Annotated in this window: 14 protein-coding genes and 1 pseudogene; 11 read left to right on the forward strand and 4 right to left on the reverse strand. The window is 63.2% G+C overall.

Going from position 1 to position 17,094, the window contains the following annotated elements:
* Positions 1–60 precede the first annotated feature (60 nt).
* Positions 61–471 (reverse strand): YkgJ family cysteine cluster protein, encoded by a 411-nt coding sequence (locus LOY22_RS01690; RefSeq protein WP_230090916.1) that lies wholly within the window; start codon positions 469–471, stop codon positions 61–63.
* Positions 472–670: 199 nt separating this feature from the next.
* Between LOY22_RS01690 and LOY22_RS01695 the strand changes: the two genes are divergently transcribed.
* The 3 genes from LOY22_RS01695 (at position 671) to LOY22_RS01705 (ending at position 4,874) form a co-directional block, all read left to right on the forward strand.
* Positions 671–3,121 (forward strand): glycogen/starch/alpha-glucan phosphorylase, encoded by a 2,451-nt coding sequence (locus tag LOY22_RS01695; protein ID WP_045193899.1) that lies wholly within the window; start codon positions 671–673, stop codon positions 3,119–3,121.
* A gap of 142 nt (positions 3,122–3,263) precedes the next feature.
* Positions 3,264–4,274 (forward strand): class 1 fructose-bisphosphatase, encoded by a 1,011-nt coding sequence (locus LOY22_RS01700; RefSeq protein ID WP_045193898.1) that lies wholly within the window; start codon positions 3,264–3,266, stop codon positions 4,272–4,274.
* A 3-nt stretch (positions 4,275–4,277) separates the two neighbouring features.
* Positions 4,278–4,874 (forward strand): DUF924 family protein, encoded by a 597-nt coding sequence (locus tag LOY22_RS01705; protein ID WP_045193897.1) that lies wholly within the window; start codon positions 4,278–4,280, stop codon positions 4,872–4,874.
* A gap of 98 nt (positions 4,875–4,972) precedes the next feature.
* Here LOY22_RS01705 and LOY22_RS26925 read toward each other — a convergent pair whose 3' ends face one another.
* Together LOY22_RS26925 and LOY22_RS26930 are read right to left on the reverse strand one after the other, a co-directional pair.
* Positions 4,973–5,803 carry a methyl-accepting chemotaxis protein gene (locus LOY22_RS26925; protein WP_404944412.1) on the reverse strand — a complete coding sequence of 277 codons (831 nt, stop codon included), beginning with the start codon at positions 5,801–5,803 and terminating at the stop codon, positions 4,973–4,975.
* Positions 5,804–5,827: 24 nt separating this feature from the next.
* A pseudogene (locus LOY22_RS26930) lies at positions 5,828–6,865 on the reverse strand (cache domain-containing protein); the annotation flags it as partial.
* A 234-nt stretch (positions 6,866–7,099) separates the two neighbouring features.
* On the opposite strand from LOY22_RS26930, the gene LOY22_RS01715 reads away from it, so the two are divergent.
* Both LOY22_RS01715 and LOY22_RS01720 read left to right on the forward strand, forming a co-directional pair.
* Positions 7,100–7,354 carry an outer membrane protein assembly factor BamE gene (locus tag LOY22_RS01715; protein ID WP_213602683.1) on the forward strand — a complete coding sequence of 85 codons (255 nt, stop codon included), beginning with the start codon at positions 7,100–7,102 and terminating at the stop codon, positions 7,352–7,354.
* Positions 7,351–7,926: a lipocalin family protein gene (locus LOY22_RS01720; RefSeq protein WP_045193896.1), complete on the forward strand. Its 576-nt coding sequence runs from the start codon at positions 7,351–7,353 to the stop codon at positions 7,924–7,926. Before LOY22_RS01715 ends, LOY22_RS01720 begins: the two co-directional genes overlap by 4 nt.
* A gap of 64 nt (positions 7,927–7,990) precedes the next feature.
* On the opposite strand, the gene LOY22_RS01725 is transcribed toward LOY22_RS01720, so the two are convergent.
* The gene (locus LOY22_RS01725; protein ID WP_258595958.1) at positions 7,991–9,355 is read right to left on the reverse strand and encodes a formimidoylglutamate deiminase; all 1,365 of its coding nucleotides are present in this window, start codon (positions 9,353–9,355) and stop codon (positions 7,991–7,993) included.
* Between the two features lie 143 nt (positions 9,356–9,498).
* Here LOY22_RS01725 and hutC point away from each other — a divergent pair, with 143 nt between their 5' ends.
* From hutC to hutI, 6 genes are all read left to right on the forward strand, one after another.
* Complete coding sequence (gene hutC / locus LOY22_RS01730) at positions 9,499–10,209, forward strand: histidine utilization repressor (protein WP_184959372.1); 711 nt, start codon at positions 9,499–9,501, stop codon at positions 10,207–10,209.
* On the forward strand, positions 10,206–10,775 hold the full coding sequence (locus tag LOY22_RS01735) for a HutD family protein (RefSeq protein WP_093377014.1): 570 nt from the start codon (positions 10,206–10,208) through the stop codon (positions 10,773–10,775). The genes hutC and LOY22_RS01735 overlap by 4 nt, the downstream gene beginning before the upstream one ends.
* Positions 10,776–11,073: 298 nt before the next feature.
* On the forward strand, positions 11,074–12,753 hold the full coding sequence (gene hutU / locus LOY22_RS01740) for a urocanate hydratase (RefSeq protein WP_045193892.1): 1,680 nt from the start codon (positions 11,074–11,076) through the stop codon (positions 12,751–12,753).
* Between the two features lie 67 nt (positions 12,754–12,820).
* A complete protein-coding gene (gene hutH / locus LOY22_RS01745; RefSeq protein ID WP_045193891.1) occupies positions 12,821–14,353 on the forward strand; it encodes a histidine ammonia-lyase in 1,533 nt (510 codons plus the stop codon).
* A gap of 112 nt (positions 14,354–14,465) precedes the next feature.
* A complete protein-coding gene (locus LOY22_RS01750) occupies positions 14,466–15,869 on the forward strand; it encodes an amino acid permease (RefSeq protein WP_093377005.1) in 1,404 nt (467 codons plus the stop codon).
* A gap of 15 nt (positions 15,870–15,884) precedes the next feature.
* On the forward strand, positions 15,885–17,090 hold the full coding sequence (hutI, locus tag LOY22_RS01755) for an imidazolonepropionase (protein ID WP_213602679.1): 1,206 nt from the start codon (positions 15,885–15,887) through the stop codon (positions 17,088–17,090).
* Positions 17,091–17,094: the final 4 nt, after the last annotated feature.

Here is a 17,094-nt window from a genome sequence, read left to right on the forward strand (position 1 = left end):
TAGTGTCATCGTCAAACGCCCAGCTCGCTTCGGTCGGGCGTTCCGATCAGTGGTCGTCGCTTAGCGCGAGCGCACCGCAGGCTTGGGGATATATGCGCAATACCCCGGGCGCGGGCCGATCCGTGGATGGTTGCGGCAGGTGTCCGGGCGCTTGTCGTAAATGGTGCACATGCGACTTTTACGGTCCAGGTACAGGCAATCGTCGTTGCTCATCTGCGCCAGGGTGAAAATCCCCGACTTCTGGTTGAAGCGCTGGATGATCCCGTCCTTCTGCAAGCGCTTGGCAATGTTCTTCGGCGGCTCGCCCACCTCGAACTCATCCACCACGCCCATGCGGATCAGGTCTTTGATTTTCACTTCCGTCGGCAAGGTGCAGCAGGTCGAGTTGCAGCCTCCGCACATATGGCTTTGGTACTTCTGCCAAGTTTCCAGTCGGTCGACTTCGGCGGCGGCAATCAGGGTCGGTTTCATCGGGCTCAGGCTAGAAGAGTCTTGTGGGCGCGCGATGATACCGGAGTTGATCAAATTGTGAACAACCATTTGCCGCTTTATTCCGGGTTTGTTTGCCGCTGGCCGCAAGAAAGTCGCGAACCAGAGCTTCCCCTCTGTGTCGAACGGTCTAGGCTGAGAAATCTCCATCCGCATTCGTCAACTTGCCCGAGGACGTCGCATGTCTCAGGAACCACTCGCTCGTGACGCAGAGGTGGCCGCTTTTCGCACCGCTGTGCTGGATAAATTGACCTACGCGGTCGGCAAGGACCCGGAGCATGCCTTCGATCACGACTGGTTCGAAGCCATTGCCCTGGCTGCCCGCGATCACATGGTCGACCACTGGATGGACCATACCCGGCAGATCTACCGCAAGAGCCAGAAGCGGGTGTATTACCTGTCGCTGGAGTTCCTGATCGGTCGTCTGCTGTACGACAGCCTGAGCAATCTCGGCCTGCTCGATGTTGCCCGTGAAGCGCTGGACGGGCTTAACGTCGACCTTGAGCGCATTCGCCTGCTGGAGCCCGATGCGGCGCTGGGTAATGGCGGCCTGGGGCGTCTGGCGGCGTGTTTCATGGAGAGCATGTCGACCCTTGGCATCGCCGCCCACGGTTACGGCATTCGTTACGAGCACGGCCTGTTCCGCCAGGCGGTAGTCGATGGCTGGCAGCAGGAGCAGACCGAGAACTGGCTGGATTTCGGCAACCCCTGGGAGTTCGAGCGGGCCGAGGTGATCTACCCGATCAGCTTTGGTGGCAGTGTCGAGACCGTGCACGACGCCAGTGGCCAGCAGCGCCAGGTGTGGTGGCCGGCCGAGACGGTGCGTGCGGTGGCCTACGACACGCCGGTGGTCGGCTGGCGCGGTGCCAGCGTCAACACCTTGCGCCTGTGGCGGGCGCGGGCATTGGAAGAACTACACCTGGAGCGCTTCAATGCCGGCGATCACCTTGGCGCTGTCGCCGAAGTGGCGCGCGCCGAAAGTATCTCGCGGGTGCTGTACCCGGCCGACAGTACCGAGGCCGGCCAGGAGCTGCGCCTGCGGCAGGAGTACTTCTTTGTTTCCGCCTCGCTGCAGGACCTGCTGCGCCGGCACCTGAACATGCATGACAGCCTGCTCAACCTGCCGCAGCAGGCGGCGATCCAGCTCAACGACACCCACCCCTCGATCGCGGTCGCCGAGCTGATGCGCCTGCTGGTCGACCAGCACGAAGTGCCCTGGGACACCGCCTGGCAGCTGACCGTCGAGACCCTGGCCTACACCAACCATACTTTGCTGCCCGAAGCCCTGGAAACCTGGCCGGTGGGTTTGATGGAGCGCATGCTGCCGCGGCACATGCAGATCATCTACCTGATCAACGCCTTTCATATCGACGCCCTGCGCGCCAAGGGCATCCACGATTTCGACGTGCTGCGCGCGGTGTCACTGATTGAGGAAGACAACGGCCGCCGGGTGCGCATGGGCAACCTGGCGTTCCTCGGTTCGCACAGCGTCAACGGTGTGTCGGCGCTGCACACAAAGCTGATGCGCAGCACGGTGTTTGCCGAACTGCACAAGCTCTACCCCGAGCGAATCAACAACAAGACCAACGGCATCACCTTCCGGCGCTGGCTGTTCCAGGCCAACCCGCAACTGACCGGCATGCTGGTCGAGGCCCTCGGCGCCGACCTGCTCGATGACCCGCAGGGACGCCTGCGCGACCTTGAGCCGTTTGCCGACAAGGCGTCGTTCTGCAAGCAGTTCGCCGCCCAGCGCCTGCACAGCAAAAAGGCCCTGGCCAGCCTGGTCCAGGAGCGCCTGGGCATTACCCTCAACCCCGAGGCGATGTTCGATGTGCAGGTCAAGCGCATCCATGAGTACAAACGCCAGTTGCTCAACCTGCTGCACACCGTGGCCCTGTACCAGGCCATCCGCGCCGAACCTGGCAGCGGCTGGGCGCCGCGGGTGAAGATCTTCGCCGGCAAGGCCGCCGCCAGCTATCACCAGGCCAAGCTGATCATCAAACTGAGCAACGACATCGCCAAGGTGGTCAACAACGACCCGACCGTGCGCGGCTTGCTCAAGGTGGTGTTCCTGCCCAACTACAACGTCAGCCTGGCCGAGAGCATCATTCCGGCGGCCGATCTGTCTGAGCAGATTTCTACCGCCGGCTACGAGGCGTCGGGCACCAGCAACATGAAATTCGGCCTCAATGGCGCGCTGACCATCGGCACCCTGGACGGCGCCAATGTCGAAATGTGCGAGCAGGTCGGTGCCGAGAACATGTTCATCTTCGGCCTGACCTCCCAGCAGGTGGAGGCGCGCAAGCGCAGCGGCGACTTTGGCGCCAGTGCCGCGATCGGTGCCTCCCATCGGCTCAACGACGTGCTCCAGGCCATTCGTGGCGGGGTGTTTTCACCGGATGACCCGGCCCGTTATGTCGGGTTGGTCGACTCGCTGGTGGCTTATGACCGCTTCCTGGTGTGCGCCGATTTCGATGCCTACTGGGAAGCGCAATTGCGCGTCGAAGCGCTCTGGCGCGAGCCCAGGCAGTGGTGGCGCATGGCAGTGCTCAACAGCGCGCGGATGGGCTGGTTCTCTTCGGACCGGACCATCCGCGAGTACGCCACGGATATCTGGAAAGCCCTCGACTAAGCTGCAAAGGCCGGCCCGGGAGCGCTGAACTCTCGGGCCGATGTGCCGTCTGATCGGCCAAGCGTGTCTGATTGCTCGCTAGCGCTTCACTCTCCCTGTAAACTGCGTGGGTTTTTATTACCCCCTTCCTTCGGAGCCTTACATGTCCCGCGTTACCCTGAGTCGCTATTTGATTGAGCAGACCCGCAGCAACAGTACCCCTGCCGATCTGCGCTTCCTGATCGAAGTGGTGGCGCGTGCGTGCAAGGAAATCAGCCACAACGTCTCCAAAGGCGCGCTGGGCGGTGTCCTGGGCAGCATGGGCACCGAGAACGTGCAGGGCGAAGTCCAGAAGAAACTCGACGTGATCTCCAACGACATCCTCCTCGAAGCCAACGAGTGGGGCGGTCACCTGGCCGGCATGGCTTCCGAAGAGATGGACAACGCCTACCAGATCCCGGGCAAATACCCGAAAGGCGCCTACCTGCTGGTCTTCGACCCGCTGGACGGTTCGTCGAACATCGACGTCAACGTCTCGGTCGGTACCATCTTCTCGGTACTGCGCTGCCCGAACGAATACCTGAGCCAGAACGAGAGCCTCAACGAGCAGGCCTTCCTGCAGCCAGGCACCAAGCAGGTTGCCGCCGGTTACGCGATCTACGGCCCGCAAACCATGCTGATCCTGACCCTGGGCAACGGCGTCAAGGGCTTCACCCTGGACCGCGAACTGGGCAGTTTCGTACTGACCCACGAGAACATCCAGGTGCCTGAAACCACCGCCGAATTCGCCATCAACATGTCCAACCAGCGCCACTGGGAAGAGCCGGTGACCCGCTACGTGGGCGAGCTGCTGGCCGGTGAAACCGGTCCGCTGAAAAAGAACTACAACATGCGCTGGATCGCCTCGATGGTTGCCGATGTGCACCGCATCCTGACCCGTGGCGGCCTGTTCATGTACCCGCGCGACGCCCGCGAACCGTCCAAGCCGGGCAAGCTGCGCCTGATGTACGAAGCTAACCCGATGTCCTTCATCATCGAACAGGCCGGCGGTGCTTCCACCGACGGTCGCCAGCGCATCCTCGACATCCAGCCAGAGAGCCTGCACCAGCGCGTGGCAGTGTTCCTCGGCTCCAAGCAGGAAGTCGAGCGCGTTACCGGTTATCACAAGGAGTAAATCATGCTCGCACCTTGGCAGCCTTTGCTGGAGTGGTGGTTTGGCTGGGGCACCAGCCCCCAGGATGTGGCTGACGAGAAGAGCACCTTGTGGTTCGGCAAGCACCACGACGACGAAGCGCGTGAGCGCTTCGGCGAGCTGGTCGAGCAAGCGCTGGCCGGCGGCCTCGATGAGTGGCTGCAAAGCCCTCAGGGCTGGCTTGGCCTGGTGTTGCTGCTCGACCAGTTGCCGCGCATGATCCACCGCGACACGCCGCGCGCCTTCGATGGCGACCGACGTGCCCAGGTGCTGGTGATGCAGGGGCTGGACAAGGCCTGGGATTACCAGTTGCTGCCGATCCAGCGGGTGTTCATCCTGTTGGTGCTGGAGCATGCCGAGGTACTGGACTGGCAGAACATCAGCGTCGAGCGTTACCAGTTGCTGCTCGATGCCCAGCCGGATGCCGATCGGCGCTTGTTCGAAGGGTTCCTTGACTACGCCGAGCAGCACCAGCGGGTGATTGCCCGCTTTGGCCGCTTCCCGCATCGCAATCTGTTGCTGAATCGGCCGAGTACCGATGAAGAGATGGATTTTCTGCTGGAGCCAGGCTCGAGGTTTTGAGTTGAATTCATCGCTGGCAAGCCAGCTCCCACAGAGATTTGCATTGCCTGTGGGAGCGGCGGTGCGACGACTCGACTTGCCCCGCGATCAGCTTCACGTCAGATCCTGAAACTCCCCACCAGCTGCTTCAAACGATTGGCCTGATTCTCCAGGTCATTGCAGGCGCGCAAGGTTGCCTGCAGGTTCTCTACCCCTTCCTGATTCAGCGTATTGATTTCGGTGATGTCGACATTGATCGACTCGACCACGGCCGTCTGCTCTTCGGTGGCGGTGGCTACCGATTGGTTCATGCCGTCGATCTCGCCGATACGCAGGGTTACGCTGCCCAGCCGCTCGCCGGCCTGGTTGGCGATGCCGACGCTGTGCTGGCTGTGGCTCTGGCTTTCGGTCATGGTGCTGACCGCCACCTGAGCACCAGCCTGCAGCTCTTCGATGATGCGCTGAACCTGCTGCGCCGAATCCTGGGTGCGGTGGGCGAGGTTGCGGACTTCGTCGGCCACCACGGCAAAGCCGCGTCCGGCCTCGCCGGCACGGGCCGCTTCGATGGCGGCGTTGAGCGCCAGCAGGTTGGTCTGCTGGGAAATGCCGCTGATCACCTCGAGAATCTGGCCGATGTTCACCGTGTTGGCATTGAGCGTCTCGATGTTGCCGCACGAGTCGCTGATTTTCGCCGACAGTTGGTTCATCACTTCGATGGTCTGCTCGACCACCTGCTGGCCCTGCGCTGCCAGGTTGCGCGCGTCGCTGGAATGTTGCGAGGCGAGGGCGGCGTTCTGGGCGATTTCCTGGGCAGCGGCGCCGAGCTGGTTGATCGCCGCAGCGACGCTGCTGGTGCGGCTCGACTGCTGGTCGGCATTGTGGATCGAGGCGTTCGAGGCACTGACCACGCGCAGCGCCACTTCGTTGACCTGGCCGGTGGCCGAGGCCACTTCGCGGATCGACTCGTGAATACGCTCGACAAAACGGTTGAACGATTGGCCGAGGCTACCGAATTCGTCCTGGCCATGAATGCGCAGGCGCCGGGTCAGGTCGCCTTCGCCTTCGGCGATGTCGTGCATGGCCCGGCCCATCACGTGCAGCGGCTCCATCAGCACACGAATCAGCACGCCGAGCAGGGCGATGATGATCAGCACGGCAATCACCGTGGCCACCACTGCAGAAGTGCGCAGTTCGCTGAGCATGGCGAAGGCGAAATCCTGGTCGAGCTCCAGCGCCACGTACCAGTCCGCCGACGCCACGCCGTTGACCTTGGTGAAGGTGATGAACTGCTTGTGGCCGTTGAGCTCGGCTTCTTTCAGGCCGCTGCCGACCTGCGGGGTGTCTTGCGGGTAGGCGTCGCTGAGGTCCTTCAGCACCAGGTCGGCTTTCGGGTGGACGAGGATCTTGCCCGCGCCGTTGACGATGAAGGCCTGGCCGTGGCCGTCGAAGTTCAGCGCGTTGATGATCGCGCTGATGCTATCCAGATCGGTGTCGACGCCGTTGACGCCGATCAGCCGGCCCTGGTGCTGCACCGGGGTGGCCAGGGTGATCACCAGCTTGTTGGCCGAAGCGGAAATGTACGGCTCGGTAATGATGGTCTGGCCGGCGCTGGTGGCGGCCTTGTACCAGCCGCGCACCCGCGGGTCGTAGTCGGCTGCGCGATTGCCCAGCGGCACCGACTGCATGTAGCCGTCCTGGCCACCGAAGTAGGTCAGCAAAAAATTGCTGCCGTACACCGGCAAGCTCAGGCTGCGGGTCAGGCTGTCCTTGCTGGCGCCATCGATGGCGACTTGCTGGGACAGCGACTGCAGCAGCTGCATGCGGCTTTGCAGCCAGGTCTGGATATTGCTGCTGGTCAGGCTGCCGAGCTCCTGCATCGAGGCTTCGGTGTTGCTGCGCAGGGTCTGGCGCTGGCGGTAATCGTTGAACAGGATGAAACAGGTGAAGGCGACAGCGACCACCAGGGCGGCGGCGAGCAGAATCTTGTGGCTGAACTTCAGGTTTTTTGTCATTGCGAGGTCTGTCTGCACAAGGCGGGTCAACGGGTGGGGCGCGGCAATCGGTCGCAGCGCCTTCCTGTGTCGTCCGTTATGGGCAAAAGATTAATCGCAGAACTCACCAGTCGACCAATGGCGGGGCTTTGACGCCAACAAAACCTGGGCGCTCGGGAACCGGATGAGCTTTTTCCCTTCTAAGCTGTCGGTAGGCCACCGCGCCTGCACCCTCATGTCCAGGAGTGACCCTTCATGTCGTTGCGTTCCCTCGCCCTGCTGTCCTTGTGCGTGTTCCTCACTGCGTGCAACAAGATCAACCAGGAAAACTATTCACAGCTCAAGTCCGGGATGGCCAAGGCCGAGGTCGAAAAACTGCTCGGCGCGCCGACCGATTGCTCGGGCGCCCTGGGCATGTCCAGCTGCACCTGGGGCGACCAGAAGACCTTTATCAGTGTCCAGTACGCCGGTGACAAAGTGCTGATGTATTCCGGGCAGGGCCTCAAATGAAGCGGTTGCATCTGCTGCTGGCGCTGTGCGCCGGGTTGATCCTCGGCGGCTGTGCCAGCACCGGCGCAGGCTCGCTGGAGCCCAAGACTGCCGGCAGCGTCGACCTCAAGCGCTACCAGGGCAAGTGGTATGAACTGGCGCGGCTGCCGATGTTCTTCCAGCGCGACTGCGCCCAGTCCGAGGCTCATTACAACCTCAAGCCGGACGGTAATGTCGGGGTGCTCAACCGCTGTCAGACCCTGCAAGGTGAATGGCAGGAGGCCAGCGGCACGGCCACTGCGCAGGTGCCGGGCAAGACCGACAAGCTCTGGGTGGAGTTCGACAACTGGTTCTCGACCTTGCTGCCTGGGGTCGCCAAGGGCAACTACTGGATCCTTTACGTCGACGACAAGTACCAGACCGCGCTGGTCGGCAATCCGGATCGCAAGTACCTGTGGATACTTTCGCGCACCCCGACCATTCCGGCGTTGCAGCGCGAAAGCCTGCTGGCCAAGGCGCGCCAGCAAGGCTACGACACCCAGCGGCTGATCTGGCGGGTAACGGACAAGGACATGGCGGCGCACAAGCCTTGATACCCAAATCGCTGGCAAGCCAACTCCGACAGTGTAGGAGCGGGCTCGCCCCGCGATGGCGTAATCAGCCCAACAGGCTGCGCAGCACCCCGGCAAATCCCCGTGCGCTGTCTTCTTCCTGGGCATGGCGACCCTGGCGCACGACCCACTGGCCGTTGACCATCACATCGCGCACCTGACGGTCACCGCCGGCAAACAGCCAGCGGTTGAGAATGCCGTCTTCACTGGCTGTCGCCAGGTACGGGTCGTTGCCATCGAGCACCAGCCAGTCCGCGCGCTTGCCCACCGCCAGTTCGCCAATCGGCTGGCCCATGGCCTGGGCGCCGCCACTCAGGGCGGCGTCGTACAGGGTGCGCCCGACCATCGGCTGATCGCCGCGGTACAGGCGGTTACGGCGCTGGTCACGCAAACGCTGGCCATATTCCAGCCAGCGCAATTCCTCTACCACGCTCAATGACACATGGCTGTCCGAACCAATCCCCAGGCGCCCGCCGCAGGCCAGGTAATCCACGGCCGGGAAGATGCCGTCGCCCAGGTTCGCCTCGGTGGTCAGGCACAAGCCGGCGACCGCGCCGCTGCGGGCCATCAACTCGACTTCGTCGGGCTCGGCATGGGTGGCGTGCACCAGGCACCAGCGCTGATTTACTTCGGTGTTCTCGTAGAGCCACTGCAACGGCCGGCGCCCGCTCCAGGCCAGGCAGTCGTCAACTTCTTTCTGTTGCTCGGCGATATGGATGTGCACCGGACAGGCCTTGTCGCTGGCAGCCATGACCTCGGCGATCTGCTCCGGAGTCACCGCGCGCAACGAATGGAAACACAGGCCCAGGGCCTGCGCCGGCTGCTCGGCGAGCAGCGGTGCCAGGCGTGCCTGCAGGTTCAGGTACTGTTCGGTGCTGTTGATAAAGCGCCGCTGGCCTTCGTTCGGTGCTTGCCCGCCAAAGCCGGAGTGGCTGTACAGCACCGGCAGCAGGGTCAGGCCGATGCCGCTGGCGCGCGCCGCAGCGCTGATGCGCAGCGACAGCTCCGCCGGGTCGGCGTAGGCCTGGCCCTGGGTGTCGTGGTGAACGTAGTGGAATTCGGCGACCGAGGTATAGCCGGCCTTGAGCATCTCGATGTACAGCTGGCGGGCAATGACCTGCAGCTGCTCAGGGCTGATCTTGCCGACCAGGCGATACATCAGCTCGCGCCAGGTCCAGAAGCTGTCATCGGGGTTGCCGGCCACTTCCGCAAGCCCGGCCATGGCGCGCTGGAAGGCGTGCGAGTGCAGGTTGGGCATGCCCGGCAGCAGCGGGCCGGCCAGGTGCTCGGCGCCTTCGGCCGAGGCGTTGGCCTCGATGCGGGTCAGCAGGCCGTCGGCGCCGACCTCGATTCGGACGTTTTCGGCCCAGCCTGTAGGCAGCAAAGCACGTTCGGCAAAGAAGACGGACATCGGCACGGCACCTCATTGTGATTATTTGTATATACATATACAGACGTTTGCCTGCTGGGTAAACTCCGGCAAGCTACCGTTCATTCAACCGAACAAGGATATCTTCCGTGCCGACACCTCCTGTCTCCGCGCTGGTTGCCCAGATGGGCGAGGGTCCGGCGCCGCTGTACGCCCGGGTCAAACAGATGATCGCCCAGCAGATCCAGAATGGCAGCTGGCCGCCGCATCACCGGGTGCCGTCCGAGAGCGAACTGGTCAACCAGTTGGGCTTCAGCCGCATGACCATCAACCGCGCCTTGCGCGAGCTCACCGCCGAAGGTTTGCTGGTGCGCATGCAGGGCGTCGGCACCTTTGTGGCCGAGCCCAAGAGCCGTTCGGCGCTGTTCGAGGTCAACAACATTGCCGACGAGATCGCCGCCCGTGGCCACGAGCACAGCTGCCAGGTGATCATCCTCGCCGAAGAGGCCGCCGGTTCCGAGCGCGCCCTGGCCCTGGACATGCGTGAAGGCCAGCGGGTGTTCCACTCGCTGATCGTGCATTACGAGAACGGCGTCGCCGTGCAGATCGAAGACCGCTTCGTTAATGCTGCGGTAGCGCCCGAATACCTCCAGCAGGACTTCACCCGGCAAACGCCCTACGCCTACCTGTCCCAGGTCGCACCCTTGACCGAGGGCGAACACGTGGTCGAGGCGATTCTTGCCGACCCGGATGAATGCCGCCTGCTGCAAATCGAACCGGGCGAGCCGTGCCTGCTGATCCGCCGCCGCACCTGGTCGGGGCGTCAGCCAGTGACTGCCGCTCGTCTGATTCATCCCGGATCCCGTCATCGCTTGGAAGGACGCTTCAGCAAATGAGCCAGTTGCAGGTATTACGCGCCAAAGACTACCCCCGCATGCCATGGAAGAACGGCGGCGGCAGCACCGAAGAGATTGCCCGCGATGCCGGCGTCGGCCTGGACGGCTTCGGCTGGCGCCTGTCGATTGCCGATATCAGCGAGTCCGGTGGTTTTTCCAGCTTTGCCGGGTATCAGCGGATCATCACCGTGCTCGAGGGCGAGGGCATGCGCCTGCAGGTCGATGGCCAGCCGACGCGGCCGTTGCTGCCGTTCGACGCCTTTGCCTTCAGCGGCCAGAGCCAGGTCAGTTGCACGCTGCTCGGTGGTGCAATTCGCGATTTCAACCTGATCTATTCTCCCGAGCGCTACAACGCGCGCCTGCAGTGGCTCGATGGCAGCCAGCGGCTGTTCAGTTCGGCCACGACCGTGCTGCTGTTTGCCGTGGCTTCCCAGGTCGAGGTGACGCTGGACAGCGGTGTGCAGCTGCTCGGGCGCTATGACTGCTTGCACCTGGAGGCGAGTCAGGGCCTGCAGACCTTGAACATTCAGGGGCGCTGCTGCCTGATCGAGCTCAGCCCGCGCTGAGTGTGTTACGCCTCGGCCGTTCAGCGCGGCCGAGGCTGTTACCGATTGACCCAAAGTGGTGCAACGCCACTGATCCCCTTGGCTTGACCGCTCATCTCCTGGAAAAAATTTTAATTCGCCACAGCCCGCGCATCGCGGGGCTCTAGCACCTGCGTTGGCGCCGGGAAAAGCGCACTGATCAGGAGTTGGCACTTCAATTGCCTATGCTTGTACATACAAGTAAAGATGTGTTTGTATAAGTGCCATGACCCACCCAATGCCTGGGTTGCTCTGGACCGATCGCTTAGGAGCCATTTCCGTGACTGACAACAACTTCAAGAAATTCCGTGACGTCGAAATCCGCGCAGCGCGCGGCAACAAGCTGACCGCCAAAAGCTGGCTGACTGAAGCACCGTTGCGCATGCTGATGAACAACCTCGACCCGGAAGTCGCCGAGAACCCGAAAGAGCTGGTGGTGTACGGCGGTATTGGCCGTGCCGCGCGTAACTGGGAGTGCTACGACAAGATCGTCGAGAGCCTGACCAACCTGAACGACGACGAAACCCTGCTGGTGCAGTCGGGCAAGCCGGTCGGCGTGTTCAAGACCCACAGCAACGCCCCACGCGTACTGATCGCCAACTCCAACCTGGTACCGCACTGGGCCAACTGGGAACACTTTAACGAACTGGATGCCAAGGGCCTGGCCATGTACGGCCAGATGACCGCCGGCAGCTGGATCTACATCGGCAGCCAGGGCATCGTCCAGGGCACCTACGAAACCTTCGTCGAAGCCGGCCGCCAGCACTACAACGGCAGCCTCAAGGGCAAGTGGGTACTGACCGCGGGCCTGGGCGGCATGGGCGGCGCCCAGCCACTGGCGGCGACCCTGGCCGGCGCCTGCTCGCTGAACATCGAATGCCAGCAGAGCCGCATCGACTTCCGCCTGAGCAGCCGTTATGTCGACGAGCAAGCCAAGGACCTGGACGACGCCCTGGCGCGTATCGCCAAATACACCGCCGAAGGCAAGGCCATCTCCATTGCCCTGCTGGGCAACGCCGCCGAAATCCTGCCTGAACTGATCAAGCGTGGCGTGCGCCCGGACATGGTCACCGACCAGACCAGCGCCCACGACCCGCTCAACGGCTACCTGCCAGCCGGCTGGACCTGGGAGCAATACCGCGACCGTGCGCAGACCGAACCGGCTGCGGTGGTCAAGGCCGCCAAGCAATCGATGGCTGTCCACGTTCAAGCCATGCTCGAGTTCCAGAAGCAGGGCGTGCCGACTTTCGACTACGGTAACAACATCCGTCAAATGGCCAAGGAAGAGGGCGTTGCCAATGCCTTCGACTTCCCGGGCTTCGTACCGGCCTACATTCGGCCGCTGTTCTGCCGTGGTATCGGTCCGTTCCGCTGGGCGGCGCTGTCGGGTAATGCCGAAGACATCTACAAGACCGACGCCAAGGTCAAGGAACTGATCCCGGACGACGACCACCTGCACAACTGGCTGGACATGGCTCGCGAGCGCATCAGCTTCCAGGGCCTGCCGGCGCGTATCTGCTGGGTTGGTCTGGGCCAGCGCGCCAAGCTGGGCCTGGCGTTCAACGAAATGGTCCGCCGCGGCGAGTTGTCGGCGCCGATCGTTATCGGCCGCGACCACCTGGACTCCGGCTCGGTATCCAGCCCCAACCGTGAAACCGAATCGATGCAGGATGGCTCCGACGCCGTCTCCGACTGGCCGCTGCTCAACGCCCTGCTCAACACCGCCAGCGGTGCGACCTGGGTATCCCTGCACCACGGTGGTGGCGTAGGCATGGGCTTCTCCCAGCACTCGGGCATGGTCATCGTCTGCGACGGTACCGACGAAGCTGCCGAGCGGATCGCCCGGGTACTGACCAACGACCCGGCTACCGGTGTCATGCGTCACGCCGATGCCGGTTATCAGATCGCCATCGACTGCGCCAAGGAACAAGGCTTGAACCTGCCGATGATCACGCGCTGATCTGCGCTAAATGGTTGATACTGATATCTATGCAGGCGCCTACGCCTCACGAGTACGGAGCATTAACGTGACTGAATTGACCCTGAAGCCTGGCACCCTGACCCTGGCTCAGCTGCGTGCGATCTACCAGCAGCCGGTAAAACTCAAGCTGGATTCCAGCGCTGACCAGCAGATCGACGCCAGCGTCGCCTGCGTCGAGCAGATTCTCGCGGAAAACCGCACCGCCTACGGCATCAACACCGGTTTCGGCCTGCTGGCCTCGACCCGTATCGCCAGCCACGACCTGGAAAACCTCCAGCGTTCGCTGGTGCTGTCCCACGCCGCTGGCGTCGGCCAACCGATCGACGACGCCCTGGTGCGCCTGATCATGGTGCTCAAGGTCAACAGCCTGAGCCGTGGTTTCTCCGGCATCCGCCGCAAGGTGATCAACGCCCTGATCGCGCTGATCAACGCCGAAGTCTATCCGCACATCCCGCTCAAGGGTTCGGTCGGCGCGTCCGGCGACCTCGCCCCGCTGGCACACATGTCGCTGGTACTGCTGGGTGAAGGCAAGGCGCGCCACAACGGCCAATGGCTGTCGGCCACCGAAGCCCTGGCGGTTGCCGGCCTTGAGCCGCTGACCCTGGCGGCCAAAGAAGGCCTGGCACTGCTCAATGGCACTCAGGCATCCACCGCCTTTGCCCTGCGCGGCCTGTTCGAAGGTGAAGACCTGTTCGCCGCGGCCATGTCGGTCGGTGGCCTGACCGTCGAAGCCGTGCTGGGTTCGCGTTCGCCGTTCGATGCGCGCATCCACGAAGCCCGTGGCCAGCGCGGCCAGATCGATGCAGCCGCGTGCTACCGCGACCTGCTGGGTGATGGCAGCGAAGTTTCCGCCTCTCACGAGAACTGCGGCAAAGTCCAGGACCCGTACTCGCTGCGTTGCCAGCCACAGGTCATGGGCGCCTGCCTGACCCAGTTCCGCCAGGCCGCCGAAGTGCTGGTGATCGAAGCCAACGCCGTGTCCGACAACCCGCTGGTATTTGCCGCCGAAGGCGACGTGATCTCCGGTGGTAACTTCCACGCGGAGCCGGTGGCCATGGCCGCCGACAACATGGCCCTGGCCATCGCCGAAATCGGTTCGCTGAGCGAGCGCCGCATCTCGCTGATGATGGACAAGCACATGTCCCAGCTGCCGCCGTTCCTGGTTGCCAATGGCGGGGTCAACTCCGGCTTCATGATCGCCCAGGTTACCGCCGCGGCCCTGGCCAGCGAGAACAAGGCCCTGGCGCACCCGCACAGCGTCGACAGCCTGCCAACGTCTGCCAACCAGGAAGACCACGTGTCGATGGCCCCGGCTGCCGGCAAGCGCCTGTGGGAAATGAGCGACAACGTGCGCGGTATCCTTGCCATCGAATGGCTGGCTGCCTGCCAGGGCCTGGACCTGCGTGAAGGCCTGAAGACCTCGCCGAAGCTGGAACAGGCGCGTCAAACCCTGCGCAGCAAAGTTGCTTACTACGACAAAGACCGCTTCTTCGCCCCGGACATCGAGGCGGCCATCGCCCTGCTGGCCGAAGGGCGCCTGACCGGCCTGCTGCCGGCCAAGGTCCTGCCTAGCCTGTAATTGCTCCCGGGGCCCTTCGCGGGGCAAGCCCGCTCCCTCATTGGGGGCGGGCTTGCGCCGGGATTGGCGCGCCCGTTCATTCTCACGACCAGAACAAGAATAAGGACGTGACATGCAAGAAGCTCAAGGACTCAAGCGCGGGCTGACCGCGCGACACATTCGTTTCATGGCGCTGGGCTCGGCGATCGGTACCGGGCTGTTCTACGGCTCCGCCTCGGCCATCCAGATGGCCGGCCCTGCAGTACTGCTGGCCTACCTGATCGGTGGTGCAGCGGTCTTCATGGTCATGCGCGCGCTGGGCGAAATGGCCGTGCACAACCCGGTGTCCGGCTCCTTCGGCCACTACGCCAGTACCTACCTGGGGCCGATGTCGGGGTTCATCCTCGGCTGGACCTATGCCTTTGAAATGATCATCGTCTGCCTTGCCGACGTCACCGCCTTCGGCATCTATATGGGCTTCTGGTTTCCGGAAGTGGCGCGCTGGATCTGGGTGCTGGGCATCGTCTTCCTGATCGGCGGCCTGAACCTGTGCAACGTCAAGGTGTTCGGCGAGATGGAGTTCTGGCTGTCGCTGCTCAAGGTCGGCGCCATCGTCGCGATGATCCTCGCCGGTTTCGGCATCATGGCCTTCGGCCTGAGCAATGCCGCTGCCGATAACGCCGTGGGCATCAGCAACCTGTTCGAGCATGGCGGCTTCATGCCCAACGGCATTGGTGGCCTGATCGCCTCGTTTGCCGTGGTGATGTTTGCCTTTGGCGGTATCGAAATCATCGGCATCACCGCCGGTGAAGCCAAGGACCCGCAGCGCGTTATCCCCAAGGCAATCAACGCCGTGCCGATGCGCATCCTGCTGTTCTATGTGCTGACGTTGTTCGTGTTGATGTGCCTGTACCCATGGCCGCAAATCGGCAGCCAGGGCAGCCCGTTCGTGCAGATCTTCAGTAACCTGGGGATTGGCTCGGCGGCGACCGTGCTGAACATCGTGGTGATTTCCGCCGCGGTCTCGGCGATCAACAGCGACATTTTCGGCGCCGGGCGCATGATGTACGGCCTGGCCCAGCAAGGTCAGGCGCCCAAAGGCTTTGCCAAGATCTCCCGGCATGGCGTGCCATGGATGACCGTGCTGGTCATGGGCGCAGCGTTGCTCGGCGGTGTGGTGCTCAACTACTTGATCCCGGAAAACGTGTTCCTGCTGATTGCCTCGATCGCCACCTTCGCGACCGTCTGGGTGTGGCTGATGATCCTGGTGACCCAGGTTGCCATGCGCCGCAGCATGAGCCGTGAAGAAGTTGCCCAGCTGAAATTCCCGGTACCGTTCTGGCCTTATGGCCCGGCGGCAGCGATTGCCTTCATGCTGTTCGTCTTTGGCGTACTCGGGTACTTCCCTGATACTCAAGCCGCGCTGCTGGTCGGCGTGGTCTGGGTATTGTTCCTGGTGGTGGCCTACAAGCTCTGGTGCAAGCCGCAGGTGGTTGCCGCCGAGCAGCCGCTGGTGCAGGAACCTTCTCAACTCTGATCAAGGAGACTCTGGATGAAAACCCTCTGGCAGCATTGCCATGTGGCAAGCATGGCGCAAGGTACTTACTCGATCATCGAGGATGCGGCGATCGTCACCAGCGCCGGCCATATCGAATGGATCGGGCCGCGCCAGCAGCTGCCGGCCCTGGTCGCTGACAGAACCGTGGACCTGGGCGGCGCCTGGGTCACTCCGGGGTTGATCGACTGCCACACCCACGCGGTGTTTGGCGGCAACCGCAGCGGCGAGTTCGAGCAGCGCCTGCAAGGCGTCAGCTATGCCGAGATCGCCGCCCAGGGCGGCGGCATCGCCAGTACCGTGCGGGCGACCCGCGCGGCCAGCGAAGACGAGCTGTTCGCCAGTGCCCGCCAGCGCGTGCAGGCGCTGATGCATGATGGCGTCACCACCCTGGAGATCAAGTCCGGCTACGGCCTTGACCTGGCCAGCGAGCGCAAGCTGCTCAAGGTTATCCGCCGCCTTGGCGAGGAGCTGCCGCTCACCGTGCGCAGCACCTGCCTGGCAGCCCACGCCTTGCCACCGGAATACAAGGATCGGGCTGACGACTACATCAGCCATATCTGTGACGAAATGCTCCCGGCCCTGGCGGCCGAGGGTTTGGTGGATGCAGTGGATGCCTTCTGCGAGTACCTGGCGTTTTCGCCGGCTCAGGTCGAGCGGGTGTTCATCAAGGCTCGCGAACTGGGCCTGCCGGTCAAGCTGCATGCCGAGCAACTGTCGTCGCTGGCAGGCTCGAGCCTGGCGGCACGCTACCAGGCGCTGTCGGCCGATCACCTGGAATTCATGACCGAAGACGACGCCATCGCCATGGCGGCGGCCGGGACCGTGGCGGTACTGCTGCCCGGTGCGTTCTACTTTCTGCGCGAAACCCAGTTGCCACCGATGGACGCGCTGCGCAAGCATGGGGTGAAAATTGCCATTGCCAGCGACCTCAACCCCGGCACTTCGCCGGCGCTGTCGCTGCGGCTGATGCTGAACATGGCCTGTACCTTGTTCCGCATGACCCCGGAAGAAGCCCTGGCCGGTGTCACCCTGCATGCGGCAACCGCTTTGGGCCTGGGCGACAGCCACGGTTCACTGGAAGTGGGCAAGGTTGCCGACTTTGTCGCCTGGCAGATCGAGCGACCGGCCGACCTGGCCTACTGGCTCGGCGGCGACCTGCCCAAGCGGGTGGTGCGCCTGGGCGATGAAATTTCCAATTGAGAGA

It is taken from the genome of Pseudomonas sp. B21-035 (genome assembly GCF_024748945.1).
In the GTDB taxonomy this organism is placed as follows: Bacteria; Pseudomonadota; Gammaproteobacteria; order Pseudomonadales; family Pseudomonadaceae; genus Aquipseudomonas.